Genomic DNA, 26,023 nt, shown 5'->3' with positions numbered 1-26,023 from the left:
CGCAGGGGGACAATTGCGGCATGCCCGCATCCACAACAACGTCCCCCGCTTTCCCCTCTGCCCCCCCTCCCTTCTGCCCCCGAGCGCGGGGCCACGCATGAAGCCGCGCGACCTGGCCGACCTGCTGCTGCTGGGCGCGCTCTGGGGCGGCTCCTTCCTGTTCCTGCGTTATGCGGCACCGGCCTTCGGCGTGGTGCCGCTGATCTGGCTGCGCGTGACGATTGCGTCGCTGCTGCTGCTGCCGCTGCTGCTCTGGCGCGGCCAGTGGGCCGGCCTGCGCGAGCGCGCCGGGCCGATCACGGTGATGGGGCTGTTCAACTCCGCCTTCCCCTTCATGCTGATCGCCTGGGCAACGCTGTCGATCACCGCCGGGCTGGCGTCCATCGTCAACGCCAGCACGCCGATCTTCACCGCGCTGATCGGCGCGCTCTGGCTCAAGGACCGGCTGAGCCGCCTGCGCCTGTTCGGCCTGGCGCTGGGCTTTGCCGGCGTGCTGGTGCTGGCGGCCGACAAGGCGGATTTCAAGCCCGGCGGCTCGGGCTGGGCCGTGCTGGCCATGCTGGGGGCCACCGCCTGCTACGGCTTTGCCGCCAACTTCACCAAGCGCCACCTGGGCGACGTATCGCCGCTGGTGAACGCCACCGGCTCGCAACTGGTGGCGGTGCCCCTCCTGCTGCCGTTGGCGTGGCACGCCTGGCCGGCGCAGATGCCGGGCGTCGGCCCGTGGGCCGCCGTGCTGGTACTGGGCCTGGCCAGCACGGCACTGGCCTACCTGATCTTCTTCCGGCTGATCGCGCGCATCGGCGCCGCGCGCGCCATCACGGTCACGTTCCTGGTGCCGGTGTTCGGCACGCTGTGGGGCGCGCTGTTCCTGCATGAATCGCTCACGCTGTCGATGATCGGCGGCGGCGTGGTGATCCTGCTGGGCACCTCGCTGGCCACCGGACTGCTGCCACGCCGATGAAGCCCAGACCGCCACCCCCGCTGGCCACGCTCAAGGACATCGCCAGCCACGTCGCCGCCTGGCAGCACCGCCATCCGCTGGCGAGGCGACTGCAGGGCGGCGCGGTGCAGGCCATCGGCACGGTCAGCCTGCCGTTTGCCGAGACGGCAGCGGCAGCGCCCGATGCGCCGGATGTGCCTGTGGTAACGACCAAGCTGGCCCCGCTGCTCAAGCTGCTGGACCGCCTGCCTGAGCCGGTGCGCAGCAAGCTGCCGCAAAAGCTGCGCGCGATGCCGCCGGCAGCCCCCGCGCCACTCGCCCTCTTCAGCGAAGACCTGATCCCCGGCCTGAGCCCCGCGCGCATCGCCCGCTTTGCGCTGCAACACGGCCAGCCACAACGCCCCGGCGAAGCCGACTGGCCGCAGCGCGAAGTGGCGGTCGACCCGGCAGACGCAACGGCCCTGCAGCGCCTGCACCTGCTGACCGCCGCCATCGACCACGGCGGCGTCAAGACCCGCGTGCTGCTGGCGGCCGATGGCTCGGGCGCGGTGCTGGGCCGCCGGCCGCTGGAGCGGCGGCGCATGGCGGTGGCGGCCGGGCTGGCGCTCGCGCTGATCGCCTTGCTGGCAGCGGTGTTGTGGCTGACACGGACCAGGCATCACACCGCACCAACGGCACCCCACCAGGCCACGGCAGCAGCCCGCTCAGCGAGTGAGCCCGCCAGTGCGCCTCACGCGACCGCAACCGCCGCATCCCATGCGGTAGACGCTGAAGACGCCGCGTCGCGGACGGCTCCGCCCGCAGCAGCACCCCACGAGGCCACGTCGGGCTCCGGCGTGGCGGCGGCTGCCGCATCGTCCCCTGCCTCGGCGGCCGCCGCGCATGGATCGGAAGCGGTGCACGCTGCGGCCAGCGCGCCACCGCCGTCAAGTCCGCCGTCAAGTCCGGCCAAAAGCTCAGGACCGGCGTCAACCGCAACGACCCGCCCGCGCGGCGCACCCGCCTCCAGCGTGGCGCCGCAGCAGATCTACGCGCTGATGAGCCGGGGCCCGCGCAGCCGCGCCGAGGCCGAGCAGCTGCTGATCCGCTTCAAGGCCGCCGCCGCCACGCTGTCGGCCCCGAGCGAGGCAACGCAGATCGAGGTGCTCAACGTCGGTGGCAGCTGGCACGTGCTGTGGTGGCCGTTCCCGAACCGCGAAGCCGCCACCGTGGCCCGCTGGGCGCTGGCGCTCAAGGGCGTGACGGTGGATGTGGTGGATTTCTGATCAGGGCGTGATCACAGCTCGACCACGTTGACCGCGGCGCCGAACACCTCGCGCACCTGCGGCAGCAGGTGGTCGTGGTGGGTCAGGAACAGCACCTGGGTGTGGCGCGACAGCTCGCCCAGCGCGTGCAGGCCGGCGCTGGCGCGGCGGTCGTCGTAGTTGATGAACAGATCGTCGGCGATGAAGGGCAGCGCGTGGCCGCTGCTGGCGCTGGGGCCGAGTCCATCCCCCTGCGCCGGGTCCAGATGCAGGTGCAGCGCGGCCAGCCGCAGCGCCAGATAGAGCTGGTCGCGCGTGCCTTCGCTCAGGCCGCCGATGTCGACCAGCTGGCCGTCATGCCGGCGGCCCTGCAGCTTGAGCGGTTCGGCGTCGAAGTCCACCGCCAGGCGCTCGAACGAGCCCAGCGTCAGCGCCGCGAAGATCGCGCTGGCGCGGCTCAGCATCGGCCCCTGGCGGGCCTCGCGGTAACGCTCGATCGCCCACTTCAGCAGGCGCGCGGCGGTCTGCACCTTCAGGTAGCGCTGCACCGCCTCGCCCATCTGCGCCAGCGCTTCCTGGCGCTGCGCCTCGGCCTGCGCGGCGTCGGCGTGGCCGGCGATGCGGCCCAGGGCGGCGCTGGCCTCGCTGCGGCGCACGGCCAATATTTGTGCCGCATCGACCAGCGTGGCCTCGCTGGCCTGCAGTTCGTGCAGCTCGGCGGGCAAGGCCAGCGGGTTGATCGTGGCGGTCTCGGCCTGCAGCTGCGCCAGGCTCAGGCCATCGCCGCTGTCGCGCAGCAGGGCCTCGGCCTGAGCCTGGTGTTGCAGCAGGCTGCGCTGGCGGTCGGACTGCGCAATCGCCTCGGCCAGCTCAGCGGGCGTAGCCACGCCTGCGCGCGCCAGCAGCGGCTGCAGCGTGGCCTGCGCGTTGCGCTGGCGCGCCTGGGCGTCGGCAGCGCGGGCCTGCGCCTGTTGATGCTCGGCCTGCAGGCGCTGGTGCTCGGCCTGCGCCTGCTGCGCCTGCTGCAGGCGCTCGGCCAGTTGCAGCGCGATCTCGGTCGCCGGGCGCTCCAGCAGATTGGCATCCAGCGCCGCCGCCAGTTGCCGTGCCGCCTGCGCGTGCCCGGCCAGATCGGCCTGCATGGTGGCGATGCGGTCACTGCGAATCTGGCGCATCTGCGTGCGAGCGTCGTCGAGCTGGCCGATCAGCGCCAGCGCCGCTTCGATCTCGGCCAAGTCGCCCTGCAGCCCGGACTGGCTCAACGCCTGATCCCAGGCCGCTTGCCATGTTTGCAGCGCGAGGCTGGCAGCCGCATGCGCGGCGGTGTGGCGCGCCAGCGCGGCTTGGCCATCGGCCAGATGCTGCGTCAGCGTGCGGCGCTGGCCGGCGGCGTCATCCAGGCGCTTGAGCAGCGCCTCAGCCTGCAGCAGGCGGGTGGCAAGCGTGCCGTCTGTCGTGGACTGGCCCAGCGCGGCCAATTGCTGCGCCAGCGCGGCGTCTGCTGCTGCGGCGGCTTGTTGGGCCTGGCGTTGCGCCTGCTCGGCCAGCGCCAGCGCGTCGGCGGCGGCCAGGGCGTGGCGGCGAGCTTCAGCCCAGCCGGTCACAGCAGACAGCGCCAGGCCGGGCAAGCCGCAGGCCTGGATCTGCGTGGCCCAGTCGGCGGTGTGGCGGGCGTCGGCGGTGGCCAGCTCGGCCAGCCGCGTCTGCACGCCGTCGGCCTCCAGTTGCAGCCGGGCGAGTTGCTGCTGGCGCGACTGCAGTTCGCTGGCCTGCTGCACGGTGTCGTGGCGGGCGTCGGCGGCGTGGTCGGCCTGCTGCACCAGCGTGTCGTAGACCGGGCCGGCTTCGGTGAGCGTGACCGAAGCGTGGCGGATCTGCGCCCAGACGGCCTGGCGCTGCGCGCGGGCGTGCAGCACGGCGTCGCGCGTGACGGGCTGATGCGCCTCGCGGTACTGCGCCACGGCCAGCGTCTGTGCGGCGATCTGCTCGCCCAGGCTGGCAGCGCGGGCGTTCAGGCTGCGCGCTTCGGCAGCGGCTTCGCGTTGCGCCTGCAAATGGGCTTCGACCGTATCGGCGGCGGGCAGTTGCAGCGCGCGCAGCGCCGGCACTTCGCAGCGCCAGGGGCCGAGCGCCGCGGCACCGGCTTCCAGCGCGGCACTCTTGCGCTCGACATCAGCCGCGCGCTCGCGCAGCGCCTGCGCCACATCGCCCAGCTGGCGCGCGCCCTGCAGCGCCACCTGCAGGCCGAGCGGCGCCTCGCCCTGCGGCAGGGCGGCGAGCTGGGCCTGGGTGCGGGCGAGTTCGTCGCGCTTGTCGACCTCGGCGCGGGCGGCCGTGGCCTGGGCCTGGTGCAGCGCGCCGTGCTCGCGCATCAGCCGCTCCAGCGTGCGACGCAGTGGCGGGGCGGGCAGGCGCGGCCAGAGCGCGTCTTCCTGCGCCGCCGGCCAGCCGAGCGCAGCGGCCAGGTCCTGCGCCTGTTTCCACAGCGCGTCCACTTCCAGCTGCCGGCGGGCGATGTCACCGGCGTGGGCGCGGTACTGCAGCCGCTGTTCGTTGAGCGCGGTGATGTCGGCGGCGCGGGCCAGTGCGTCGGCATCCAGCCGCAACCCGGCCAGCGCCTGCGCGGCGGCCTGCTGCTGGGCCTGGTGCAGCGCCTGGGCGTCGCGGGCCATGGCCAGTTCGGTCTCGGCGCGGGCCAGCGTGGCGGCGGCGTCGGGCGGCAAAGGCACGACGGCCGCCAGCGCCTGCAGTTGCGTGCCAATGTCCTGCAGCGCGGCCAGCGGCGGCAGCACGCGGCGCACGCGTTCCAGCTGCGCGCGGCGGGTGCGCAGCGCGGTGAGTTGATCGCGCGATTGCCGCTGCGCGGTGTCCAGCTCGGCCAGGCGTGTCTGCGCATCGGCCCAGTCGCGGCTGCGCACGGTGGCGGCCTTGACGGCGGCGGTGGCGGCGTCCAGCGCGTCGGCGGCCTGGTAGTAGGCCCGGTCGGCGGCGCGGCGCGGCGCCCAGAGCTTGCCGGCCTCGGCGTCGAGCTGCTGGCGCAACTCGCCCAGGCCAGCAATGCCGGCGGCGGACTGGAACAGGATCTGCCCGAGGTCGTTGGACGCCTGCAGGATGCTGTCGCCGCCCTTGACGAGCTTGTCGTGGTCGAGGCCGAACATCTGCGCGTAAAAGTCGCGGTCGCTGCTACCCAGCAGCGCGCTCAGCGCCGCCTCGGGCAGCGGCACGTCGGCAGGGGTGCGCAGCGTGTTCTTGTTGCCCTTGGTGCGGTGCAGCGCCAGCGCGGTGCCGCCGTGCTGCAGCAGCGCGCCCAGGCGCAGCTCGGTCATCGGGTGGATGAAGCCGTGCACGGTGCGCGCCGGAATGCCGTAGAGCAGGTCCTGCACCGCCGCGCGCACGGTCGATTTGCCGGCCTCGTTGGGGCCGACGATGACGTGGAAATCACGCTCGGCGGCCGGAAATGCCAGCCGCCGGTCGGTGAACTTGCCGTACTTGATCAGGTCGAGGTGGTCGATGCGCATGGCCGGGCCTTCAAGCAGGGTGGGCGAGTTGCGACACCAGCGCCGTGCCGGTGTCGCGCACCAGCGGGCGCAGGTCGCCGGCGCGCACCGCCGCCAGTTCAGGCAGTGCCTGCACCAGCTCCAGCGGCAGCTTGCCGACCATCGCCATCAGATCGTCCTGCAGGCCTTGCAGAAAGGCCTCGTCATTGCCGGCCTGCGCCAGCAGCGTCTGCAGTTCGGCCAGCGCGCCGGCGTGGGCGGTGGCATCAGACGCGTCAGCCGGCGCGGCGGGCGGCTGGGTATTGATCACGACCTTCTCGATCCACAGCCGCTGCGCGTCCAGCGCGGCGGCCTGCGCCAGCACCTCGCCACGCAGCTGGCGCTCCAGGCCGAACAGCTCGCCGTGGGCGGCGCTGGCGCCGGTGAGCGTGACACGCACCGCCAGCGGCAAGGCGTGGTCCTGCGCAGTCAGCAGCGCGGCCAGGGCGCTGCCGGTGAGCCGCACGGCGTCAGCCAGCGTGGCGGCGCGGCTCGCGTCCACCGCCAGCGCGTGCCAGCGCAGCACGTCCACCGGCAGCGGCTCGACGGCGGTGATCTCGGCGCCGTCCACGCTCACCAGCAGCGCGCCACGCGCGCCGGTCTCGCGGATGTGGCGGCCCTGCAGGTTGCCGGGAAACGCCACCGTGGCCGGGCCGGCCGCGCCGCCGCCGGGCCAGATCTGCCGCTCATGCACGTGGCCCAGCGCCCAGTACTGGTAGCCGAGCGCCTGCAGCTCGGCCATCGAGCACGGCGCGTAGCTGGCGTGCGCGCTGTTGCCTTCCAGCGCGGTGTGCAGCACGCCGATGTTGAGCCAGCCGGCGCGCGGTGCGGGGTAGTGGGTGACGAGGTTGTCGGTCGTGGCGGCGTCCTTGAAGCTGCGGCCGTGCAGCGCGACCTTCAGCGCCGGGATCTGGAAGGTCTCGGCCTTGCGCGCCGAGAACAGGTGCACGTTCTCCGGCAGCTGCAGCTTGCGCGTCATCTCGTTGTCGGCGTCGTGGTTGCCCAGCAGCAGGTAGACCGGGATGCCCGCCGCGCTGAGGCGGCCCATCTGGCGCGCGAAGAAGATGCCGGTGTTGAAATCGCGCCAGCTGCCGTCGTAGAGGTCACCGGCAATCACCATGAAGTCGACCGCCTCGGCCAGCGCCACGCCCACCAGCGCCTCGAACGCATCGCGCGTGGCCGTGCGCAGCAGCGCGACCGGCGCGTCGGGGTAGGCCGACAGGCCGGTGAGCGGGCTGTCGAGGTGGATGTCGGCGGTGTGGATGAATTTCACGGGCGATCCTGCGGAGAAACCTGAGGCGGGCCGGGGCATTGGAGCATTGCGGCAGCGCCCGGGCGCTGCCGCTGAAGACCCTATCCCTTGACCGCTTCCCGGTGCAGCCATGCGAGGAACGCTTCCACCGCGGGCCGCTTGGCGTGGCGCGGCGGGTAGACCGCGAAGTGCGCCTTGACCTTGATCGCCTTGTCGAGCCCGAACACCGGCCGCAGCTTGCGCTCGGCGATGTGCCGGCCCGCGATGGTCGCGCTTTCGAGCGCCACCCCGAGGCCCTGGGTCGCGGCGTCCAGTGACATCTGGGCCCGGTCGAAGCGCACGGTGAACCGGTCCGGCGCGCGCTGGTCCGTATAGGCCGCGAACCAGTCGGACCACTGCACCACGCTGACGTTGCTCTGGATGAGCTTGACGCCGAGCAGGTGCTCGGGACGCTTGAGCTGATGCGCCTGGATGAACGCCGGGCTGGCGAGCGGGACGATGCGCTCCTCGAACAGCGGCTCGACCACGAGCCCCGGCCAGTTGGGCACGCCGTAGCGGATGTCGATGTCCGACTGGCCGAGCTCGAAGTCGCTCGGCGTGTGCGCCGACGACAGGTTGAGCGAGATGTCGGGCCAGGCCTGCGCGAAGCCCTGCAGGCGCGACATCAGCCACAGGCTCGCGATGCTCGGCGCCGAGTGCACGTAGAGGCTGTTGCTGACGCCCTGCCGCAGATCCTCCGTCGCCGTGGCAATCGCCGAGAGCGCGCCGCCGACGCGCGACAGGTACAGCTCACCCGCCGGGCTGATGCGCACGCCGTGCGCGCTGCGCTCGAACAGGCGCACGCCCAGGTGCGATTCGAGCCGCGTGACCTGGTGGCTGATCGCGGAAGCCGTGAGATGGAGTTCCGCTGCCGCGAGCGCAAAGCTGCGGCGCCGGGCCACTGCTTCGAAGGCCTGCAGGTTGGTGATGGGCGGAATGAAGGGCATGGGGTCAACCCTGTTGTTGAGTGACGTTTTGTCATCTTAGATTGAAAAAGCATCGCTTGTCGTCATGCATGCAGAGGTCGAAGATTCGTCCCAAGCGCCGTAGAAACCAGCGCGCCCCGCCCGATCTCTTCACCTCCCACAGGACACCCAGACATGCTGCTCAAAGATAAAGTTGCCGTCATCACCGGGGGCGCCGGCGTCAACGGCCTCGGCTTCGCCACCGCCCGCCTGATGGCGGCCCAGGGCGCCCGTGTCGTCGTGCTCGATCTGGCTCGCGCCGAGCCGGCCGCAGCCGCCGCGCAGCTCGGCTCCGGCCACCTCGGCCCGCACCTGGGTCTTGTGGCCGACGTGACCGACAAGGCCTCGTGCGACGCCGCCGCAGCCGCGGTGCTGCAGGCCTACGGCCGCATCGACGTGCTGGTCAACAACGCCGGCATCACGCAGCCTGCCAAGACGCTCGACATCACCGGCGCCGACTACGACCGCATCCTCGACGTCAGCCTGCGCGGCACGCTCTACATGTCGCAGGCGGTGCTGCCGGCGATGCAGGCACAGAAGAGCGGCTCGATCGTCTGCATCTCGTCGGTGTCGGCGCAGCGCGGCGGCGGCATCCTCGGCGGCCCGCACTACTCGGCCGCCAAGGCCGGCGTGCTCGGCCTGGCGCGTGCGATGGCGCGTGAGTTCGGCCCTGAAGGCATCCGGGTCAACTGCATCACGCCCGGCCTGATCGGCACCGACATCATCAAGGGCAAGCTGACCGAAGAGAAGAAGGCCGAGATCGCCGAGACGATTCCGCTCGCCCGCCTGGGCCGTGCCGACGACATCGGTGGCGCCTGCGTCTTCCTGGCCAGCGACCTGTCGCTGTACTGCACCGGCATCACGCTCGACGTGAACGGCGGCATGCTGATCCATTGAGCTTCGCCCACCCTCTGTTCAAGCCATAAGGAGACAAAACCATGCAACGCAAACACTTCAACTGCACCCTGCTGGCCCTGGCCGCCGCCGTCCTCTTGCCGATGACTGCGCACTCGCAGACCGTCAAGCTGACGCTCGGCCACGGCGCGGCGCCGGGCAACCCGCGCCATGAAGCCGCGGTCAAGTTCGCCGAGGTGCTCAAGGCCAAGACCGGCGGGCGCATCGAGGTGCAGGTCGCGCCGTCGGCCCAGCTCGGCGACGATGCCGCGATGGTGACGGCGCTGCGCACCGGTGCGCTCGACATGTCGGCCAACTCGCAGGGCGCGGTCGCCAATGCGGTGCCCGAGTACGCCGCCTACGGCATGCCGTTCCTGTTCGGCAACGCGGCGCAGGCCTTCAAGCTGCTCGACGGCCCGCTCGGCAAGGAACTGAGCGACAAGTCCGCCGAGAAGGGGCTGGTCGTGCTCGGCTACTGGGACAACGGCATCCGCCACATGACCAACAGCAAGCGGCCGATCACCAAGGTCGAGGACATGAAGGGCCTGAAGATGCGCACGCCGCCCGACGCGGTGCTGGTCGACATCATGCAGGCGCTCGGTGCCGAGGCCCAGCAGATCAAGTTCGCCGAGCTCTACGTGGCGCTGCAGCAGGGCGTGGTCGACGGCCAGGAGAACCCGCTCGTCAACATCCACGCCAGCAAGCTCTACGAGGTGCAGAAGCATCTGGCGCTGACCAGCCACATGTTCCAGATGACGCCCTTCCTGATGAGCAAGCGCACCTGGGACCGGCTGTCCGAGGCCGATCGCAAGGCCGTCACCGAGGCCTCCGCCGAGGCCACCGCGCTGCAGCGCAAGCACTCGCAGGAAGTCGACGACAAGCTGCTGGGCGAGCTCAAGGCCAAGGGCGTGCAGGTGAGCACGGTCGACAAGGCGGCGTTCGAGAAGGCGACCGCCGCGGTGGACGACAAGTGGCTGGCGACGCCGATCGGCCTGTACGTCAAGAAGGTCATCGCCGCCGCTCGCGCCAAGTGAGCTGATCGCTGATCGGAGTGGCTGAGGAGACTGACATGAATGCTGTCGAACGAAACCCGGTCGAACGGGCCGTGGTGGCCTTGTGCCGTATCGTGCTGTGGTTGAGCACGGGCGCGATCTTCGTGATCCTGGTGGCCAACACGGTGCTGCGCTATGCCCAGGGAACCAGCCTGCAATGGGCCAACGAGGTGCCGGAGCTGCTGTTCCCCTGGCTGGTGATGGCCGGCGTGGTGATGGCGGCGGTGCACAGCGCGCACATCGCGACCACCTTCCTGATGGAGGCCGTGCCGGCTGCGGTGCGGCGTCAGGTCGGGGTGGTGAGCTGGGCGGTGGTCGCGGGCCTGTACGCCACGCTGGCCGTCGCGACGTATCGCATGCTCGACATCGTGCACGACGAGAAGTCGCCGATCCTGCAGGTGCCCGGCTCGTTGACCTACGCCTGCGTGATGGCCGGCATGGCGCTGCTCGCCTTGCTGGCACTGCAGTCGGCCTGGCAGGTCTGGCACAGCTCGACCGAGCCGGTGCACAACGCCGAACCCAACGTGCCGACGGCGCATTGGTGAACCCCTGATGCCACGGAGAACACCATGAGTGCCCTCATCCTTCTCGTCTTCCTCGGCGCGGCCGTGGCCGCGATGCCGATCGCCCACGCGCTGCTGCTGGCGGCGATGACCGCCGCCGCCACCTCCGACCGCGTGCCGCTCGACCTGCTGGTGCAGCAGATGGTGGCGCAGGTGCAGAGCTTCCCGCTGATCGCGATCCCGTTCTTCATGCTGACCGGCACGCTGATGATGGGCGGCAAGCTCGGCGAAGCGCTGGTCGGCGTGCTGTCGACGCTGATCGGCCGCTTCCACGGCGGCCCGGCGCAGGTGGGCGTGCTGTCGTCGACGCTGTTCGGCGGCGTCTCCGGCTCGGCGGTGGCCGACGCCTCGGCGATCGGCTCGCTGCTGATCCCCTGGCACAAGCGGCTCGGTTATCCGGCGGCGTTCTCGGCGGCGACGCTGGCGGCCGCGGCCACCATCGACATCATGATCCCGCCGTCGATCCCGATGATCCTGTTCGCGCTGACCGCGAACGCGTCGATCGCCTCGCTGTTCGTCGCCGGCGTGCTGCCCGGCCTGCTGATGTGCGGCGGTTTCATGGCGGTCTGCTGGTGGGTCGGCCGGCGCCGCAACTTCCCGCGTGACACCACGCCGTTCAACGGCGCCGCCTTCCGCAGGCATCTGCTGTACGCGCTGCCGGCGGTCGTGCTGCCGGTGCTGATCATCATCTTCCTGCGCTTCGGCATCGCCACGCCCACCGAAGTGGCCGTGCTGTCGACGCTCTACGCCGGCCTGGTCTCGGCGGTGATCTACCGCGACCTGAGCTGGCGCCGGCTCGACGAGGCGGTCGTGCATGCCGGGCTGGCCACGGGCGTGGTGCTGCTGGTGATCATGGCCTCGGCCGCGATCGGCTGGCTGCTGACCTTCGACCAGATGCCGCAGGGCATCGCCCAATGGGTGCAGCAGAACGTGGAGATGAAGTGGCTGGTGATCCTGCTGATGAACCTGCTGATGCTGTTCATGGGCATGTTCATCGACCTGCCCGCCGCCGTGCTGCTGCTGACACCGGTGTTCGTGCCGCTGGCCCAGAGCATCGGCATGGACATGACGCAGCTCGGAATCATGATGGTCGTGAACCTGGCCATCGGCCTGTACACGCCGCCGGTGGGCACCACGCTGTTCATCACCAGCGCGCTGGCCCGGGTCAAGGTCGGCCAGACGGTGCGCGAACTCGGGCCCTTCTACCTGGTCGCCTTCGGCGTGCTGGCCCTGGTCTCTTACGTGCCGGCCAGCATCCTGAAATGACCCGCGCCCAACCTTTCTTCACGGAGATTTCCATGACGACGACAACCGCTGAACGGGCCGAACTGGCCGAGCTTCGACAAGTGGCCTATCGCATCCGCCGCAATGCCTTGCGCATGGGCGAGGTGCAGGGCCAGGGCTACATCGGCCAGGCGCTGGGCTGGGCCGACGTGCTGGCGGTGGCCTACGGCCACGCGCTGAACCTGCGCCCCGACGAACCCGAATGGGAAGGCCGCGACCGCTTCCTGCTCTCGCACGGCCACTACGCGATCGCCTCCTACGCCGCGCTGATCGAGGCCGGCACCATCCCCGAAAGCGAACTCGAGACCTACGGCAGCGACGACAGCCGCCTGCCGATGTCGGGCATGGCCACCTACACGCCCGGCATGGAGATCTCGGGCGGCTCGCTGGGCCAGGGCCTGGCGATCGGCGTGGGCATGGCGCTGGGCCTGAAGCACAAGAAGAACCCGGCCTTCATCTACAACTCGATGTCCGACGGCGAGCTCGACGAAGGCGCGGTCTGGGAGGCCGCGATGGGCGCCGCGCACCACCGCCTGGACAACCTGATCTGCCTCGTCGACATCAACAACCAGCAGGCCGACGGCCCGTCGAGCAAGGTGATGGGCTTCGAGCCGCTGGCCGACAAATGGGCCGCGTTCGGCTGGTTCGTGCAGCGTGTCGACGGCAACGACCTGCCGGCGGTGCTGGCCGCCTTCGACGCCGCCCGCCACCACACCGAAGCCCAGCCGCGCGTGATCCTGTTCGACACGCTGATGGGCAAGGGCGTGCCTTTCCTAGAGACGCGCGACAAGAACCACTTCATCCGCGTCGACCCGCCGGAGTGGCAGCAGGCGCTGCAGATCCTCGATCAATCGCAAGCTGAAGGAGCGCAAGCATGAGCGCCGTGAACACTGCCACCGCCACTGCCACCGCGGCCACCGAGAAGAAGCCGCGCCTGACCACCTCGGCCATGATCGCCTCGATCGCCTCCGAAGGGCAGCGCGTCAAGGCCGCACCGTTCGGCAAGGCGCTGGTCGAGCTGGCGGCCAACCGGCCCGAGATCGTCGGCATGACGGCCGACCTGGCCAAGTACACCGACCTGCACCTGTTCGCGCAGGCCTACCCGGAGCGCTTCCACCAGATGGGCATGGCCGAGCAGCTGCTGATGGCCGCGGCCGGCGGCATGGCCAAGGAAGGCCTGATCCCGTTTGCCACCACCTACGCGGTGTTCGGCACCCGGCGCGCCTACGACTTCATCCATCAGGTGATCGCCGAGGAGAACCTCAACGTCAAGATGTGCTGTGCGCTGCCCGGCCTGACCACCGGCTACGGGCCCAGCCACCAGGCGACCGACGACATCGCCATGATGCGGGCCATCCCGGGCCTGACCATCGTCGACCCCTGCGACGCGCTCGACCTCGAGCAGGCCGTGCCGCAGATCGCTGCGCACAAGGGCCCGGTCTACATGCGCCTGGCACGTGGCAACGTGCCGCTGGTGCTCGACGAATACGACTACACGTTCGAGCTGGGCAAAGCCAAGATGCTGCGCGAGGGCAACGAGGTGCTGGTGATCTCCAGCGGTTTCATGACCATGCGCGCGCTCGAAGTCGCGCAGACGCTGGCTGCCGACCACATCGGCGTGGCGGTGCTGCACTGCCCGACGATCAAGCCGCTGGACGAGGCCACCATCATCGCGGCGGTCGGCGCCAAGCCACGACTGGTCGTGGTGGCAGAAAACCACTCGGTGATCGGCGGCCTGGGCGAAGCGGTGGCGAGCGCGCTGCTGCGCCATCGCGTGCAACCGGCGGCTTTCCAGCTGGCCGGCCTGCCCGATGCCTACCTCGACGCCGGCGCACTGCCCACGCTGCACGACCGCTACGGCATCAGCCGCGAAGCGCTGGCCGGCCGCATCAAGGGCTGGCTGGGGTGACGCGACGCCACAGGGTGTGAGGGGAGTTCATATTCGACCGGGGCGAGCCAGAATCCAGCCGCCAACAGAGAGCGCCCACCCCATGAACTTCTCACTCCCTCCCGAACTGCTTGAGTTGCGCGAGCGCACGCGGCGCTTCATCGCCGAGCAGGTCATGCCCCTGGAGCGCGACCCGCGCCAGGACCACCACGGCCCGCACGACGCGCTGCGCCAGGAGCTGGTCGAGCGCGCCCGCGCCGCCGGGCTGCTGACGCCGCACGCGTCGGTCGAGCTGGGTGGCCTGGGCCTGAGCCATATCGCCAAGGCGGTGGTGTTCGAGGAGGCCGGCTACAGCTGGCTGGGGCCCACGGCGCTCAACATCCACGCGCCCGACGAGGGCAACATCCACCTGATGGAAGAGGTCGCCACGCCGGCGCAGAAGGCGCGCTGGCTGGCACCGCAGGTGGCCGGCCACACGCGCAGCTGCTTCGCGATGACCGAGCCCGATCCGGGCGCAGGCGCCGATCCGAGCATGCTCAAGACCACGGCGGTGCAGGATGGCGACGACTACCTCATCAACGGCCGCAAGTGGTTCATCACCGGCGCCGAAGGGGCGACTTACGCCATCGTGATGGCACGCATGGAAGATGGCTCGGCCACCATGTTCCTGACCGACATGGACCGCCCCGGCATCACGCTGGAGCGCAACATGGACGCGATGGACCGCTGCTTTGCCGGCGGCCACGGCGTGCTGCGCTTCGATGACCTGCGCGTGCCCGCATCGGACGTGCTGGGCGAGGTCGGCAAGGGCTTCCGCTACGCCCAGGTGCGGCTGGCGCCGGCGCGCCTCACCCACTGCATGCGCTGGCTCGGCCAGGCGCGGCGCGCGCACGACATCGCGCTCGACTACACCCGCCGCCGCCAGGCCTTCGGCCGGCCGCTGGCCGAGCACGAGGGCGTCGGCTTCATGCTGGCCGACAACGACATGGACCTCCACACCGCGCGCCTGCACATCTGGCACACCGCGTGGCTGCTCGACCAGGGCGAGAAGTGCAACTTCGAATCCAGCCGCGCCAAGGTGGTGTGCTCGGAGGCCGAGTGGCGCGTGGTCGACCGCTGCGTGCAGATGCTCGGCGGCCAGGGCGTGACCGGCGAAACGGCGGTGATGCGCATCTTCACCGACATGCGCGCCTTCCGCATCTACGACGGCCCGAGCGAGGTGCACCGCTGGAGCATGGCGCGCAAGCTGGTGCATGCGGCGGACCAGGCCGGCAAGGCATGAGGCGACCGCAGCAGCGCCGGGACGGCTCCTTACACTGGCCGTTTGACCCTTGAAACGGACACCTCATGAGCGGCCTGCCGTCTTGCCCCCAATGCCATTCCGAGTTCACCTATGAGGACGGCGACCAGCTCGTCTGCCCGGAATGCGCCCACGAGTGGCGCGCGGCGCCCGCCGCCGCCGCAGAAGCGGCGCGGGTCTGGAAGGACGCGCACGGCAACGTGCTGCAGGACGGCGACTCGGTCACCGTCATCAAGGACCTGAAGATCAAGGGCTCCTCGGCGGTGGTCAAGGTCGGCACCAAGGTCAAGAACATCCGCCTGAGCGATGGCGACCACGACATCGACTGCAAGATCGACGGCTTCGGCGCCCTGCAGCTGAAGTCCGAATTCATCAAGAAGGCCTGATCCCGCCGGCTCCGAACGGACTCGGCCGCCCCGGGTTTTCTCGGGGTGCCTGGTCCGTTCTGGACAAGCATCGTGGCCGCGTGATGCAAGGCCGGACGGGGTTCGAAAAATAGACTGGCCGCTCACCTCATGACCACGAGACAGGGCGGCACAGCATGGAAAAGACCCCGGGCATCCCGAACGCCGACGCCGTCGACCGGCGGTTGCGCTGAACCCGGCCATGAGCTTCCAGAGCGATCTGTTCGCCGGCAGGACGGCGGTGGTGATGGGCGGCACCTCGGGCATCGGCGCGGCCACCGCGCTGCTGCTGGCCGAGCTGGGCGCGCAGGTGCTGGCGCTGGGCCTGAAGGCCGGCGGACCGCACGCGCCCTGCCATGACCGCATCGAATGCAGCGAGCTCGACCTGCGCCAGCCCGAGCAGGCCGCGCGGCGGCTCGATGCGCTGCGCGAGCTGGACGTGCTGGTCAACGCCGCCGGCATCAGCCTGGACCGCGACGAGTACGAGCCCGACCAGTTCGACGCGGTGCTGAGCCTCAACCTGGGCGCCACCCTGCGCGCCTGCACCCGCGCACTGCCAGCGCTGGCGCAGCGGCGCGGTGCGGTGGTCAACATCGCGTCGATGTACAGCACCTTCGGCAGCGCCGACCGGCCGGCGTATGCCGCCAGCAAGGGCGCGGTGGTGCAGCTGACCAAGTCGCTGGCGCAGGCCTATGCGCCGGTCGGCGTGCGCGTCAACGCCGTGGCGCCGGGCTGGATCCGCACGCCGCTGAGCGAAGGCCTGCAGGCCGATGCCGCCGCCAGCGCCCGCATCCTGGAACGCACGCCGCTGGCGCGCTGGGGCGACCCGGCCGAGGTGGCCGCCGTGATTGTCTTCCTGTGCACGCCGGCGGCCGGCTTCATGACCGGCGCCATCGTGCCGGTCGATGGCGGCTACCTGACGGTCTGACCTGTTTCCCCCGTACCTTGCCCCCCGCCCGCTGAACGATGAAATCACTGAAGGAGACAAAGATGAACGAGAACACCACACCGCAAGCCAGCTCGACCCCGGATGGCATCGCCCCCTCGCGCCGCCATGTGCTCAAGGGCCTGGGCGCCGCCGCGGCGGCCGCCGGCCTGCCGGGCCTGGCGCTGGCGCAGACCAAGACAATCCGCATCGGCTACATCAGCCCGCTGACCGGGCCGCTGGCACCTTTCGGCGAGGCTGACAAGTACACGGTCGGCAAGATCCAGGCGCTGCTCAAGGACGGCCTGACGATCAACGGCACCAAGTACGCCGTCGAGATCCTGGTGCGCGACAGCCAGTCCAACCCCAACAAGGCCGCCGAGCTGGCGGGCAACCTGATCCTCAACGAGAAGATCCACCTGATGCTGCCGGCCAGCACCACGGATGCGATCAACCCGGTGTCCGATCAATGCGAGTTGAACGGCGTGCCCTGCCTGTCGAGCCAGGCACCGTGGCAGAGCTTCGTATTCCCGCGCGGCGGCTCCAACGACAAGCCGTTCAAGTGGACGTACCACTTCTTCTGGGGCCTGGAGGACGTGCTGGCCGCTTTCACCGGCATGTGGAACTCGGTGCAGACCAACCGCAAGGTCGGCATGCTGTTCCCGCGCAATGCCGATGGCGAGGCCTGGGGCAACAAGGAATGGGGCCTGCCGCCCGCCGTGGCCAAGGCCGGCTTCCAGACGGTGATCCCGGCCTCGTTCCAGCCGCTGACGAACGACTTCTCGGCCCAGATCAGCGAGTACAAGCGCGCCGGCGTGGAGATCATCGGTGGCATCAGCTACCCGGCCGACCTGAAGACCTTCATCACGCAGGCGCGCCAGCAGCAGTTCAAGCCCAAGATCGTGACCGTGGCCGCGGCGCTGCTGTTCCCCTCGAGCGTCGAGGCCATGGGCGACCTGGGCCTGGGCATGAGCACCGAGGTGTGGTGGACGCCGGCCTTCCCGTTCAAGTCGTCGCTCACCGGCGAGACCGGCCTGAAGCTGGCGGCCGACTGGGAGGCCGCGACCAAGAAGCAGTGGACGCAGCCGATCGGCTACGCCCATGCGCTGTGGGAAGTGGCGATCGATGTGCTCAAGCGCAGCAAGGACCCGATGAGCCGCGAGTCGATCCGCCAGGCCATCGCCGAGACCAACGTCACCACGGTGGCCGGCCCGGTCAGCTTCAAGGGTGGCCCGCACCCCAACATCGGCAAGACACCGGTGCTGGGCGGGCAGTGGGTCAAGGGCAAGAACCACAAGTACGACCTGCGCATCGTCGACAACAGCGCGAGCAAGCTGGTGACGCCCGAAGGCAAGCTGCAGCTGATCGGGGTGTGATGAAGACGTCGTCGTTGATGAGGAAGGGGCAAGCATGAGCCCGACGCCGATCCTGACCGCCCGCGGACTGAGCAAGTCCTTCGGCGCGGTGCGCGTGATCCACGAGGTCAGCTTCGAAGTCCGGCCCGGCGAGGTGCTGGGCGTGCTCGGGCCGAACGGCGCGGGCAAGACCACGCTGTTCAACCTCATCAGCGGCGACGTGGCGCTGGACGCCGGCGAGCTGGCCTTTGCCGGCGAGCGCCTCAAGGGCGAGCCACCCTTCCGGCGCTGCCAGCGCGGCATCGGCCGCACCTATCAAGTGCCGCGTCCCTACGGCGGCATGACGGCGTTCGAGAACCTGCTGGTGGCAGCCATGTTCGGCGGCCAGTTGAGCGAGCGCGCCGCCAACGACCGCTGCGCCGCCATCCTCGAGGACTGCGGCCTGGGCAGCAAGGCCAATCAGCTGGCCGGCGCACTGACGCTGCTCGACCGCAAGCGGCTGGAGCTGGCGCGCGCGCTGGCCAGCGGCCCCCGGCTGCTGCTGCTCGACGAGATCGCCGGCGGCCTGACCGACGAGGAGTCGCGCCAGCTGGTCGAGCTGGTGCGGCGCATCCGCGAACGCCAGGTCACGGTGATCTGGATCGAGCACGTTCTCAACGCGCTGATGGCGGTGGCCGACCGGCTGCTGGTGCTGAACTTCGGCGAAAAGATCGCCGAAGGCAGCCCGCAGGCCGTGATGGCCGACCCCGAGGTGCAACGCGTCTACATGGGAATCGAGGCATGACCGCTCCCCTGCTTTCAACCCACGGCCTGGACGCCCGCTACGGCGACTTCCAGGCGCTGTTCGGCATCGATTTCGAGATCGCGCCGGGCGAGGTGGTCGCGCTGATCGGTGCCAACGGCGCCGGCAAGTCGACCCTGCTGCGCAGCCTGACCGGGTTGCTGCCGGTGGCGCCGGCGATGGTGCACTTTGACGGCCAGCCCGCCGGCGGCAGCGCGCCGCACCAGATGGTGCAGCGCGGCCTGGCGCTGGTGCCCGAAGGCCGGCGCCTGTTCACCGGCATGACGGTGGAGGACAACCTGCGCGTGGCCATCGACCATGCACGCGCGCTCACCGCCAGCGCCGCCAGCCCCTGGACGCTGGCGCGCGTGCAGGCGCTGTTTCCCATCCTGAAGGACAAGCGGCGCGTGCCGGTGGAGTCACTCTCGGGCGGGCAGCAGCAGATGGTGGCCATCAGCCGCGCGCTGCTGAGCCAGCCGCGCCTGCTGCTGTGCGACGAACTCTCGCTCGGCCTGGCGCCGCTGGTGATCCGCGAGATCTACGCCGCGCTGCCCGACATCGCCGCCACCGGCACCGCCATCGTGCTGGTCGAGCAGGACGTGGCGCTGGCGCGCAAGGCCTCGCACCGGCTCTACTGCATGCTCGAAGGCCGCATCACCCTGACCGGCCGCTCGGCCGAGATCGACCGCGGCGACATCGCCCGCGCCTACTTCGGAGCCGACCATGCAGTGGCTTGACGCCTTGATCCAGGGCCTGCTGCTGGGCGGCATGTATGCGCAGTACGCGCTCGGCATGGCGCTGATGTTCGGCGTCATGCGCATCGTCAACACCGCGCACGGCGACATCATGATCTTCCTGGCGCTGCTGGGCACCACGCTGGCCGGCGCGCTGGCCATCGGCCCGTACATGGTGGTGGCGATGCTGGTGCCGATCGCGATGGCGCTCGGGTGGCTGCTGCAGCGCACGGTGCTCAACCGCGTGCTGGGCACCGACCCGCTGCCCTCGCTGATCGCCACCTTCGGGTTGTCGATCGCGCTGCAGAACCTGATGCTGCAGGTCTGGTCGGCCGACACCCGCTCGCTGCCCGGCGGCGGGCTGGAGTTCGAGAGCGTCGGCATCGGCGAGTTGTTCATCGGCGTGCTGCCGCTGCAGATCTTCGCGGCCTCGCTGCTGATGAGTGCCGGCCTCGACGTGCTGATGCGCTACACCGGCTTTGGCCGCGCGCTGCGCGCCGCGGCGGCCGATCCCGAGGCAGCGGCCATCAGCGGTGTCAACCCGAAGAAGGTCTATGCCGGCGCCACCGCCCTGGCCGTGGGCTTGCTGGGCGTGGCGGCCGTGTGCCAGTCGCTGCGCGCCACGGTGTCGCCCGCGGACGGCCCGGCGCAGCTGATCTACGCCTTCGAGGCCGTGATCATCGGCGGCATGGGCTCGATCTGGGGCGCCTTCCTGGGCGCGATGGTGCTGGGCGTGACGCAGGCCATCGGCTTCCGGCTCGATGCGGGCTGGGGCATCTTGAGTGGCCACCTCGTCTTTCTGGCCGTGCTGGCCGTTCGCCCGCAAGGGCTGATGTCGCGCAGGACCTGAGCCATGAGCGCCGTGATGAACCCCTCCCCCCTGGCAGCCGCACCGGCGGCGCACCGCGCCGCGCAGGTGCAGCGCCACACCGCCTCCAGCCGTATCGCGCTGAGCCTGAGCGCGCTGGCCCTGCTGGTGATGCTGAGCCTGCCATGGTGGGCCGACTCGGGCGTGATCCGCGCGGTGGTCGAGCTGAGCTGCTACATCGTGCTCGCGCAGATGTGGAACCTGCTGGCGGGCTACGCCGGTCTGGTGTCGGTGGGCCAGCAGGCCTTCATCGGCATGGCGGGCTACGCGATGTTCGTGCTGGCCAACAAGTTCGGCATCGACCCCTTTCTGGCGTCGGCGCTGTGCCTGGTCGTGCCGGCGCTGCTGGCGGTGCCGGCCTATGCGCTGCTGCACCGGCTGGACGGGCCGTACTTCGCCATCGGCACCTGGGTGGTGTCGGAGGTCTGCCGGCTGTTCACCTCCACCTTTGACTACGTCGGCAGCGGCTCGGGCATGACGCTGCGTGCCATGGGCCAGTACAGCCTGGAGCAGCGCGAGCTGGGCACCGTCTGGATGGCGGCGGCCATGCTGCTGCTGGCCGTGGGCGGCAGCTACGCACTGCTGCGCTCGCGCTACGGCCTGGCCCTGACCGCCATGCGCGACAACCCGGTCGCCGCCGCCAGCCAGGGCGTGGACGTGCAGCGGCTGCGCTTCCTGATCTACGTCGCGGCAGCCGTCGGCACCGGCATGGTCGGCGCGGTGTATTACCTGAGCGCGCTGCGCATCTCGCCGTCGGCTGGATTCGACGCCAACTGGGCGAATGTCTGCATCTTCATCGTCATGGTGGGCGGCATCGGCACGATCGAGGGGCCGCTGATCGGCGCGCTGCTGTACTTCGCCGCCGACCGCCTGTTCGGCCGCTTCGGCGCCACCTACATGGTGGTGCTGGGCCTGATGACGCTGGGCATGGCGCTGTTTGCCCGCCAGGGCCTCTGGGGCCTGTGGTGCCAGCGCGTCGATGCGCCGTGGTTCCCGCTGCGACGGCGGCTGATCCGGCCGGACTGAATCCCCCTGCTTTTCCACCCGAGAACACCCCCGAAGGAGACCCCGATGAATGCACCGATGAATGCACCGAAGAATGCCGGCCAGATCGTCCAGCTGCCGCCCGAGCCGCACGCGGCCATGATCAAGGAGTTCGGCCTGGAGGGCGGCCACATCGGCCCGTCCGAGGTGGACTCGCCGTGGGTGCCGTTTGGCGACAGCGCGGCCATCCGCCACCTGGCTTTCGATGTGCGCACCGGCACCGCCTGCAACATCCTGTGGGTCAAGGGCGGCGGACGCATCGGCACGCACCGCCACCGCGGCGCGGTCTCGGCCATCACGCTCGAGGGCACTTGGGGCTACTACGAGTACGACTGGGTCGCCAGCCCCGGCAGCTTCGTCTACGAGATGCCCGGCACCGCCCACACCCTGTACTCCGATGACCCGAACGGCATGAAGGCGATGTTCTGGCTGCAGGGCGCGATCGAGTTCTTCGACGACAAGGGCGTGTTCACCGAAACCGTCGACGTGTTCTGGTTCATCAACCACTACGTCTCGTACTGCCGCGAGAAGGGCCTGCCGATCAACAAGACGCTGTTCCTCTGACACACGAACCGGGAGGAGTGACGATGAGCAGAACCCTGGATTCGTTTGACGTGCGCGGCCTGGCCTGCATCGTCACGGGTGCGGCCAGCGGCATCGGCCTGGCTTATGCCGAGGTGATGGCCGAACACGGCGCGCGCGTCAGCCTGTTCGACCTCAACGCCAGCCGGCTCGACGAGGCCGTGACCCGCCTGCGTGCGGCCGGCGGCGAGGTGCGCGCCGAGGTGGTCGACGTGACCGACCGCGCCGCGATGCACGCCGCCTTCGCGCGCAGCGCGGCGGCCCATGGCGGGCTGGACGTGCTGTTTGCCAACGCCGGCATCGACGCCGGGCCGGGCTTTTTGACGCCCGACAACGAGCGCAACCCCGACGGCGCGCTGGAACTGCTCGACGAGCGCCACTGGGACGCGGTGATCGCCACCAACCTGACCTCGGTCTTCACCAGCCTGCGCGAAGCGGTCAAGCTGATGAAGCCCCAAGGCCGCGGCAGCATCGTCGTCACCACGTCGAACGCGGCCATCATCAACGAGGCCATCGTCGGCACGCCCTACATGCCGGCCAAGGCCGGCGCGGCCTCGCTGGTGCGGCAGGCGGCGATGGAGCTGGCGCGCTACGGCATCCGCGTCAACGCCATCGCGCCCGGCCCCTTCATCACCAACATCGCCGGCGGGCGGCTGCGCAATGCGGCCGACCGCGAGGCTTTCCAGGTGCGAGTGCCAATGCACCGCGTCGCCGAAACGGACGAGATCAAGCCGCTGGCGCTGTTCCTGGCGTCGAAGGCGTCGTCGTTCGTGACCGGCTCGCAGCTGGTGATCGACGGCGGCCAGATGCTCGGCCGCACCGACTGAAAGGACTGCCGCCATGCAAGCCGCCCTCTTCGACGCGCTGCGCCAGCCGCTGCGCCTGGCCGAGCTGCCCGACCCGGAACCTGACCGCGACCAGGTGCTGCTCAAGGTCTGCCGCTGCGGCATCTGCGGCAGCGACCTGCACATCACCGAAGACCCGGTGTTCGGCGCCCGCCCCGGCGACGTGCTGGGCCACGAGTTCTCGGGCGAGGTGCTGGAGGTCGGCTCGGCGGTCACGGACCTGAAGGTGGGCGATCAGGTCACCGCCGCGCCGCTGTCCGGCTGCGGCGCCTGCGACAGCTGCCGGCGCGGCGAGCCGGCGTGGTGCGCGCAGATGCAGCTCATCGGCGGCGGCTACGCCCAGTACGCCGCCGTGGCCGGCCGCCAGTGCCGCAAGCTGCCGTGGGGCATCTCGGCGGCCGATGGCGCACTGGCGGAGCCCCTGGCCGTGGCGCTGCACGGCGTCATGCAGGCCGGCCTGAAACCCGGCGACCGCGTGCTGGTGGTGGGCGCCGGTGCCATCGGCCTGGCGGTGGCGTTCTGGGCCCGGCGCCTGGGCGCGGGTGCGGTGGTGGTGAACGACCTGCACCGCCACCAGGAGGCCCGCGCCATGGAACTGGGCGCCAGCGCCTTCCTGAGCGCCGAAGACGGCCCGGCCAGCGAACTGGCGGCGCGCACGCGCGACCGCCTGGGCGGCGACCCGGACATCGTCTTCGAGTGCGTCGGCAAGCCCGGCCTGATCGACCAGTGCATCGGCCTGGTCCGCCCGCGCGGCACGGTGCTGGTGCTGGGGCTGTGCACGGCGCGCGACCACTTCGATGCGTTCCGCGCCATCTCGAAGGAGGTGCGCATCGTCATGTCGGTGTTCTTCAGCATGCGCGAGTTCAGCACCGCCATCGATGCGCTCGACGGCGGCCGCTTTGCCCCGCAGGCGCTGATCTCCGACACCATCGCGCTGGCCGACCTGCCCCCCGCCTTCGAGGCCCTGCGCCAGCGCACCACGCAGTGCAAGGTGCTGGTGGACCCGTTTGCCGTCGCAGCGTCAGCCGCCTGCTGAACTCCTGGCCCGGCCCTGTCGGAGCACCTTCAGCTGCAGGTCGTGTCAGCCCATGTTCAACAGACTCGGATGCGGCCAGGTCGGCCGCACCAGTGGCTCAGCGGCTGAGCCTGCTGCCAGAGCCGACTGCAGTTGCGGCACGACGCGCCCGGGCTCCTCACCCAGGCCGCGCACCACGCACACGAATGCGGCGCCGCAGCGCGCGCTGATCTCGACCTTGTCGGCGCTCAGGATGCCGCCAATGGCCACCACCGGCATGCCCGCCATGTGGCACCACCAGCCCAGGTTGTCCAGGCCTTGCGCGACCCACGGCATGGCCTTGGTCAGCGTCGGCCAGACCGGGCCGCAGGCGACGTAGGCCGGCGCCATGGCACGGGCCCGCGCCAGCTCCCACAGGCTGTGCGAGCTGATGCCCAGGCTCAGTCCCCGCGCCTGCTGCGCCCGCAGCGCGGCGCGGCCAGCTTCGTCCAGCGCCAGCAGGTCTTCCTGGCCCAGGTGCAGCGCCTGGGCACCCAGCTCCAGCGCCAGCTGCCAGTGGTCGTTGATGTAGAGCGGTACGCCGGCCTCGCGGCACAGCGCAATGCCACGGACGAGCTGTTCGCGCAGATCGACCCACCACGCCGCGTCGGGCGCCTGAGGCGTCTTGATGCGCAACTGCAGCGTACGCACGCCGGCCACCAGCAGCGCGGGCAGGCGGTCGGCGTGGTCGACGATGGCGTAGAGCTGCGGCGCCTCGCGGCCTGAGACCGACGGCAGCTCGGCAAACACCGGCGCCTCGCCCCACGACATCTGCGGCAGCAGGCTCGGGTCGGTCGTGAAACCGGGCACGGCGCGTACCGGGCCACGCCCGGCGCCTGCGGCGGTGCCGTGGCGCAGCGCCTGCGTCGTCGCCATCTTGGCCAGCACCAGGGCATCGGCGGTGACAAAGCCAAGCGCCAAGGCGGCAGCCGCGCTGGTGGCAAAAGTACAGCCGGTGCCGTGGCTGTGCGCCGTGGCCACGCGCGGCGAGCCCAGCCAGCCCTGCGCGTGCGGGGTGGCGATCCAGTCGATCACACGGCCGGTTGCATCAGCACTGTCACCGCCGGTGATCGCCACCGACCCGGCGCCCGCCGCGAGCAGCGCCTGCGCCAGCGCCGGAATGTCATCAGTCACCGCCGCAGACCGGTCCAGCAGCAGCGCAGCCTCGGCGCGGTTGGGCGTGATCAGCGTGGCGCGCGGCAGCAGCAACTCGCGGTAGGCCGCCAGCGTGGCCGCGTCGGCAAAGCAGGCGCCGGTGCTGGAGGCCAGCACCGGATCGACCACCAGCGCGACCGGGCCGCGCACGCGCAGCGCATCGACCCAGCGCACCACCACTGCCACCGTGGCGGCGCTGCCCAGCAGGCCGGTCTTGATGACGGCGGGCGGCAGGTCGGCGGCCAGGGCAGCCAGCTGTGCGTCGAGCAGCTCCGCCTCGACCGGCGCCACCCGCGTGACCGCGACGCTGTTCTGCGCCGTGACCGCTGCCACCACCGGGCAGAGGTGCACACAGAAGGCGTCGGCGGCGCGCTGGTCGGCGCTCAGGCCGGCGCCGCCGCCGCTGTCGTTGCCGGCGATGCTCCAGATCACGGGCGGACGGGTTGCTGCGTCAGTCATCGTGCTCATCCAATCAGGAAAGGCTGGCCGGTCACCGGCGTGCTGGCCACGGCGCTGTCCTGCTTGGCCATCACGCCGGCGGTATAGGCCTCGCGCCCAGCCTGCACGGCGCGGCCGAAGGCACGCGCCATCACGACCGGGTCCCGCGCCTGGGCCACCGCCGAGTTGAGCAGCACTGCATCAAAGCCCATCTCCAGCGCCTGCGCGGCGTGCGAAGGCGCGCCGATGCCGGCGTCGATGATGAGCGTGGTGTCGGGCAGGCGCTCGCGCAGCGTGCGCAGCGCGTAGGGGTTGAGCAGGCCCTGGCCAGAGCCGATCGGCGCGCCCCAGGGCATCAGCAGCGGGCAACCGGCGTCGAGCAGGCGGCGGCAGGTGACGAGGTCGTCGGTGCAGTATGGAAAGACCGTGAAGCCGTCGCGCACCAATTGCGCAGCGGCGCTGACCAGCTCGAACGGGTCGGGCTGCAGCGTGTATTCGTCGCCGACCACTTCGAGCTTGACCCAGTCGGTGTCGTACAGCTCGCGCGCCATGTGGGCGAGCTGCACCGCCTCGCGCGCGCTGCGGCAGCCGGCGGTGTTGGGCAGCAGGCGTGCGCCGGTGGTCGCCATGGCCTGGCGGATGATGGTGATGAAGCCGTTGTCGCCGGCCGCCGCCAGCTGGCGCTTCAGGCCGACCGTGACGATCTGCGTGCCGGAGGCAACGATGGCATCCGCCAGCACCTGCGGCGACGGATAGCCCGCCGTACCGAGTAGAAAACGGCTGCCGAGGGTGACGTCGCCGACGCGCCAGGTGTCGGCCGCAGGCGCAGAAGTGGTGTCAGTCATGGTGCTCTTGTGAAGGGTCGGGGCCGAAGACAG

General features: G+C 70.5%; 24 protein-coding genes. 19 read left to right on the top strand and 5 right to left on the bottom strand.

Annotated features, from left to right (window positions below; translation table 11 throughout):
- Window positions 1-97 precede the first annotated feature (97 nt).
- A complete protein-coding gene (locus AC5IG3_RS10415) occupies window positions 98-964 on the top strand; it encodes a DMT family transporter (RefSeq protein ID WP_491906235.1) in 867 nt (288 codons plus the stop codon).
- Window positions 961-2,208 (top strand): hypothetical protein, encoded by a 1,248-nt coding sequence (locus AC5IG3_RS10410; RefSeq protein WP_491906234.1) that lies wholly within the window; start codon window positions 961-963, stop codon window positions 2,206-2,208. Before AC5IG3_RS10415 ends, AC5IG3_RS10410 begins: the two co-directional genes overlap by 4 nt.
- A gap of 11 nt (window positions 2,209-2,219) precedes the next feature.
- Here AC5IG3_RS10410 and AC5IG3_RS10405 read toward each other — a convergent pair whose 3' ends face one another.
- From AC5IG3_RS10405 to AC5IG3_RS10395, 3 genes are all read right to left on the bottom strand, one after another.
- Window positions 2,220-5,705, bottom strand: coding sequence for an ATP-binding protein (locus AC5IG3_RS10405; protein WP_491906233.1), 3,486 nt, complete (start codon window positions 5,703-5,705; stop codon window positions 2,220-2,222).
- 10 nt (window positions 5,706-5,715) lie between these two features.
- Window positions 5,716-6,996, bottom strand: coding sequence for a metallophosphoesterase family protein (locus tag AC5IG3_RS10400; RefSeq protein ID WP_491906232.1), 1,281 nt, complete (start codon window positions 6,994-6,996; stop codon window positions 5,716-5,718).
- An 80-nt stretch (window positions 6,997-7,076) separates the two neighbouring features.
- Window positions 7,077-7,961: a LysR substrate-binding domain-containing protein gene (locus AC5IG3_RS10395; RefSeq protein WP_491906231.1), complete on the bottom strand. Its 885-nt coding sequence runs from the start codon at window positions 7,959-7,961 to the stop codon at window positions 7,077-7,079.
- Window positions 7,962-8,114: 153 nt separating this feature from the next.
- Here AC5IG3_RS10395 and AC5IG3_RS10390 point away from each other — a divergent pair, with 153 nt between their 5' ends.
- From AC5IG3_RS10390 to AC5IG3_RS10310, 17 genes are all read left to right on the top strand, one after another.
- Window positions 8,115-8,876: an SDR family NAD(P)-dependent oxidoreductase gene (locus AC5IG3_RS10390; RefSeq protein ID WP_491906230.1), complete on the top strand. Its 762-nt coding sequence runs from the start codon at window positions 8,115-8,117 to the stop codon at window positions 8,874-8,876.
- A gap of 41 nt (window positions 8,877-8,917) precedes the next feature.
- Entirely contained in the window at window positions 8,918-9,907 is a 990-nt protein-coding gene (locus AC5IG3_RS10385) for a TRAP transporter substrate-binding protein (RefSeq protein ID WP_491906229.1), read from the top strand.
- A gap of 35 nt (window positions 9,908-9,942) precedes the next feature.
- Window positions 9,943-10,470 (top strand): TRAP transporter small permease, encoded by a 528-nt coding sequence (locus AC5IG3_RS10380; protein WP_491906228.1) that lies wholly within the window; start codon window positions 9,943-9,945, stop codon window positions 10,468-10,470.
- Between the two features lie 24 nt (window positions 10,471-10,494).
- The gene (locus AC5IG3_RS10375; RefSeq protein WP_491906227.1) at window positions 10,495-11,754 is read left to right on the top strand and encodes a TRAP transporter large permease; all 1,260 of its coding nucleotides are present in this window, start codon (window positions 10,495-10,497) and stop codon (window positions 11,752-11,754) included.
- Window positions 11,755-11,786: 32 nt separating this feature from the next.
- Window positions 11,787-12,650: a transketolase gene (locus AC5IG3_RS10370; RefSeq protein ID WP_491906226.1), complete on the top strand. Its 864-nt coding sequence runs from the start codon at window positions 11,787-11,789 to the stop codon at window positions 12,648-12,650.
- Window positions 12,647-13,681 carry a transketolase family protein gene (locus AC5IG3_RS10365; RefSeq protein ID WP_491906225.1) on the top strand — a complete coding sequence of 345 codons (1,035 nt, stop codon included), beginning with the start codon at window positions 12,647-12,649 and terminating at the stop codon, window positions 13,679-13,681. The genes AC5IG3_RS10370 and AC5IG3_RS10365 overlap by 4 nt, the downstream gene beginning before the upstream one ends.
- An 82-nt stretch (window positions 13,682-13,763) precedes the next feature.
- Window positions 13,764-14,942, top strand: a complete 1,179-nt coding sequence (locus AC5IG3_RS10360; protein WP_491906224.1) for an acyl-CoA dehydrogenase family protein — start codon at window positions 13,764-13,766, stop codon at window positions 14,940-14,942.
- A gap of 65 nt (window positions 14,943-15,007) precedes the next feature.
- On the top strand, window positions 15,008-15,346 hold the full coding sequence (locus AC5IG3_RS10355) for a zinc ribbon domain-containing protein YjdM (protein ID WP_491906223.1): 339 nt from the start codon (window positions 15,008-15,010) through the stop codon (window positions 15,344-15,346).
- A gap of 220 nt (window positions 15,347-15,566) precedes the next feature.
- Window positions 15,567-16,292 carry an SDR family NAD(P)-dependent oxidoreductase gene (locus AC5IG3_RS10350; RefSeq protein ID WP_491906222.1) on the top strand — a complete coding sequence of 242 codons (726 nt, stop codon included), beginning with the start codon at window positions 15,567-15,569 and terminating at the stop codon, window positions 16,290-16,292.
- Window positions 16,293-16,354: 62 nt separating this feature from the next.
- Window positions 16,355-17,665, top strand: a complete 1,311-nt coding sequence (locus tag AC5IG3_RS10345) for an ABC transporter substrate-binding protein (protein ID WP_491906221.1) — start codon at window positions 16,355-16,357, stop codon at window positions 17,663-17,665.
- Window positions 17,666-17,699: 34 nt separating this feature from the next.
- Window positions 17,700-18,428 (top strand): ABC transporter ATP-binding protein, encoded by a 729-nt coding sequence (locus AC5IG3_RS10340; protein WP_491906220.1) that lies wholly within the window; start codon window positions 17,700-17,702, stop codon window positions 18,426-18,428.
- Window positions 18,425-19,162, top strand: a complete 738-nt coding sequence (locus tag AC5IG3_RS10335; RefSeq protein WP_491906219.1) for an ABC transporter ATP-binding protein — start codon at window positions 18,425-18,427, stop codon at window positions 19,160-19,162. The genes AC5IG3_RS10340 and AC5IG3_RS10335 overlap by 4 nt, the downstream gene beginning before the upstream one ends.
- Complete coding sequence (locus AC5IG3_RS10330; RefSeq protein ID WP_491906218.1) at window positions 19,149-20,009, top strand: branched-chain amino acid ABC transporter permease; 861 nt, start codon at window positions 19,149-19,151, stop codon at window positions 20,007-20,009. The genes AC5IG3_RS10335 and AC5IG3_RS10330 overlap by 14 nt, the downstream gene beginning before the upstream one ends.
- 15 nt (window positions 20,010-20,024) lie before the next feature.
- Window positions 20,025-21,053, top strand: coding sequence for a branched-chain amino acid ABC transporter permease (locus AC5IG3_RS10325; protein WP_491906217.1), 1,029 nt, complete (start codon window positions 20,025-20,027; stop codon window positions 21,051-21,053).
- A 45-nt stretch (window positions 21,054-21,098) separates the two neighbouring features.
- Window positions 21,099-21,635, top strand: coding sequence for a 2,4'-dihydroxyacetophenone dioxygenase family protein (locus AC5IG3_RS10320; RefSeq protein ID WP_491906216.1), 537 nt, complete (start codon window positions 21,099-21,101; stop codon window positions 21,633-21,635).
- Window positions 21,636-21,658: 23 nt separating this feature from the next.
- Window positions 21,659-22,480: an SDR family NAD(P)-dependent oxidoreductase gene (locus AC5IG3_RS10315; protein ID WP_491906215.1), complete on the top strand. Its 822-nt coding sequence runs from the start codon at window positions 21,659-21,661 to the stop codon at window positions 22,478-22,480.
- A 13-nt stretch (window positions 22,481-22,493) separates the two neighbouring features.
- Complete coding sequence (locus AC5IG3_RS10310) at window positions 22,494-23,534, top strand: zinc-dependent alcohol dehydrogenase (protein WP_491906214.1); 1,041 nt, start codon at window positions 22,494-22,496, stop codon at window positions 23,532-23,534.
- Between the two features lie 45 nt (window positions 23,535-23,579).
- Here the strand turns inward: AC5IG3_RS10310 and thiD are convergent, their stop codons facing one another.
- Both thiD and AC5IG3_RS10300 read right to left on the bottom strand, forming a co-directional pair.
- Window positions 23,580-25,166, bottom strand: coding sequence for a bifunctional hydroxymethylpyrimidine kinase/phosphomethylpyrimidine kinase (gene thiD, locus AC5IG3_RS10305; protein WP_491906213.1), 1,587 nt, complete (start codon window positions 25,164-25,166; stop codon window positions 23,580-23,582).
- Between the two features lie 5 nt (window positions 25,167-25,171).
- A complete protein-coding gene (locus AC5IG3_RS10300) occupies window positions 25,172-25,990 on the bottom strand; it encodes a thiazole synthase (RefSeq protein WP_491906212.1) in 819 nt (272 codons plus the stop codon).
- Window positions 25,991-26,023: the final 33 nt, after the last annotated feature.

It is taken from the genome of Leptothrix sp. (in: b-proteobacteria) (assembly GCF_965250675.1).
In the GTDB taxonomy this organism is placed as follows: Bacteria; Pseudomonadota; Gammaproteobacteria; order Burkholderiales; family Burkholderiaceae_C; genus Sphaerotilus.
Note: the sequence above shows the minus strand (reverse complement) of the source record. Positions and strands in the feature narration are given on the sequence as shown.

What these genes read in the sequence shown, in the direction of transcription:
- AC5IG3_RS10415 (WP_491906235.1), top strand. Translation starts at nt 98, where the DNA reads ATGAAGCCGCGCGACCTGGCCGACCTGCTGCTGCTGGGCGCGCTCTGG.
- AC5IG3_RS10410 (WP_491906234.1), top strand. Translation starts at nt 961, where the DNA reads ATGAAGCCCAGACCGCCACCCCCGCTGGCCACGCTCAAGGACATCGCC.
- AC5IG3_RS10405 (WP_491906233.1), bottom strand. Translation starts at nt 5,705, where the DNA reads ATGCGCATCGACCACCTCGACCTGATCAAGTACGGCAAGTTCACCGAC.
- AC5IG3_RS10395 (WP_491906231.1), bottom strand. Translation starts at nt 7,961, where the DNA reads ATGCCCTTCATTCCGCCCATCACCAACCTGCAGGCCTTCGAAGCAGTG.
- AC5IG3_RS10390 (WP_491906230.1), top strand. Translation starts at nt 8,115, where the DNA reads ATGCTGCTCAAAGATAAAGTTGCCGTCATCACCGGGGGCGCCGGCGTC.
- AC5IG3_RS10385 (WP_491906229.1), top strand. Translation starts at nt 8,918, where the DNA reads ATGCAACGCAAACACTTCAACTGCACCCTGCTGGCCCTGGCCGCCGCC.
- AC5IG3_RS10380 (WP_491906228.1), top strand. Translation starts at nt 9,943, where the DNA reads ATGAATGCTGTCGAACGAAACCCGGTCGAACGGGCCGTGGTGGCCTTG.
- AC5IG3_RS10375 (WP_491906227.1), top strand. Translation starts at nt 10,495, where the DNA reads ATGAGTGCCCTCATCCTTCTCGTCTTCCTCGGCGCGGCCGTGGCCGCG.
- AC5IG3_RS10370 (WP_491906226.1), top strand. Translation starts at nt 11,787, where the DNA reads ATGACGACGACAACCGCTGAACGGGCCGAACTGGCCGAGCTTCGACAA.
- AC5IG3_RS10365 (WP_491906225.1), top strand. Translation starts at nt 12,647, where the DNA reads ATGAGCGCCGTGAACACTGCCACCGCCACTGCCACCGCGGCCACCGAG.
- AC5IG3_RS10360 (WP_491906224.1), top strand. Translation starts at nt 13,764, where the DNA reads ATGAACTTCTCACTCCCTCCCGAACTGCTTGAGTTGCGCGAGCGCACG.
- AC5IG3_RS10355 (WP_491906223.1), top strand. Translation starts at nt 15,008, where the DNA reads ATGAGCGGCCTGCCGTCTTGCCCCCAATGCCATTCCGAGTTCACCTAT.
- AC5IG3_RS10350 (WP_491906222.1), top strand. Translation starts at nt 15,567, where the DNA reads ATGAGCTTCCAGAGCGATCTGTTCGCCGGCAGGACGGCGGTGGTGATG.
- AC5IG3_RS10345 (WP_491906221.1), top strand. Translation starts at nt 16,355, where the DNA reads ATGAACGAGAACACCACACCGCAAGCCAGCTCGACCCCGGATGGCATC.
- AC5IG3_RS10340 (WP_491906220.1), top strand. Translation starts at nt 17,700, where the DNA reads ATGAGCCCGACGCCGATCCTGACCGCCCGCGGACTGAGCAAGTCCTTC.
- AC5IG3_RS10335 (WP_491906219.1), top strand. Translation starts at nt 18,425, where the DNA reads ATGACCGCTCCCCTGCTTTCAACCCACGGCCTGGACGCCCGCTACGGC.
- AC5IG3_RS10330 (WP_491906218.1), top strand. Translation starts at nt 19,149, where the DNA reads ATGCAGTGGCTTGACGCCTTGATCCAGGGCCTGCTGCTGGGCGGCATG.
- AC5IG3_RS10325 (WP_491906217.1), top strand. Translation starts at nt 20,025, where the DNA reads ATGAACCCCTCCCCCCTGGCAGCCGCACCGGCGGCGCACCGCGCCGCG.
- AC5IG3_RS10320 (WP_491906216.1), top strand. Translation starts at nt 21,099, where the DNA reads ATGAATGCACCGATGAATGCACCGAAGAATGCCGGCCAGATCGTCCAG.
- AC5IG3_RS10315 (WP_491906215.1), top strand. Translation starts at nt 21,659, where the DNA reads ATGAGCAGAACCCTGGATTCGTTTGACGTGCGCGGCCTGGCCTGCATC.
- AC5IG3_RS10310 (WP_491906214.1), top strand. Translation starts at nt 22,494, where the DNA reads ATGCAAGCCGCCCTCTTCGACGCGCTGCGCCAGCCGCTGCGCCTGGCC.
- thiD (WP_491906213.1), bottom strand. Translation starts at nt 25,166, where the DNA reads ATGACTGACGCAGCAACCCGTCCGCCCGTGATCTGGAGCATCGCCGGC.
- AC5IG3_RS10300 (WP_491906212.1), bottom strand. Translation starts at nt 25,990, where the DNA reads ATGACTGACACCACTTCTGCGCCTGCGGCCGACACCTGGCGCGTCGGC.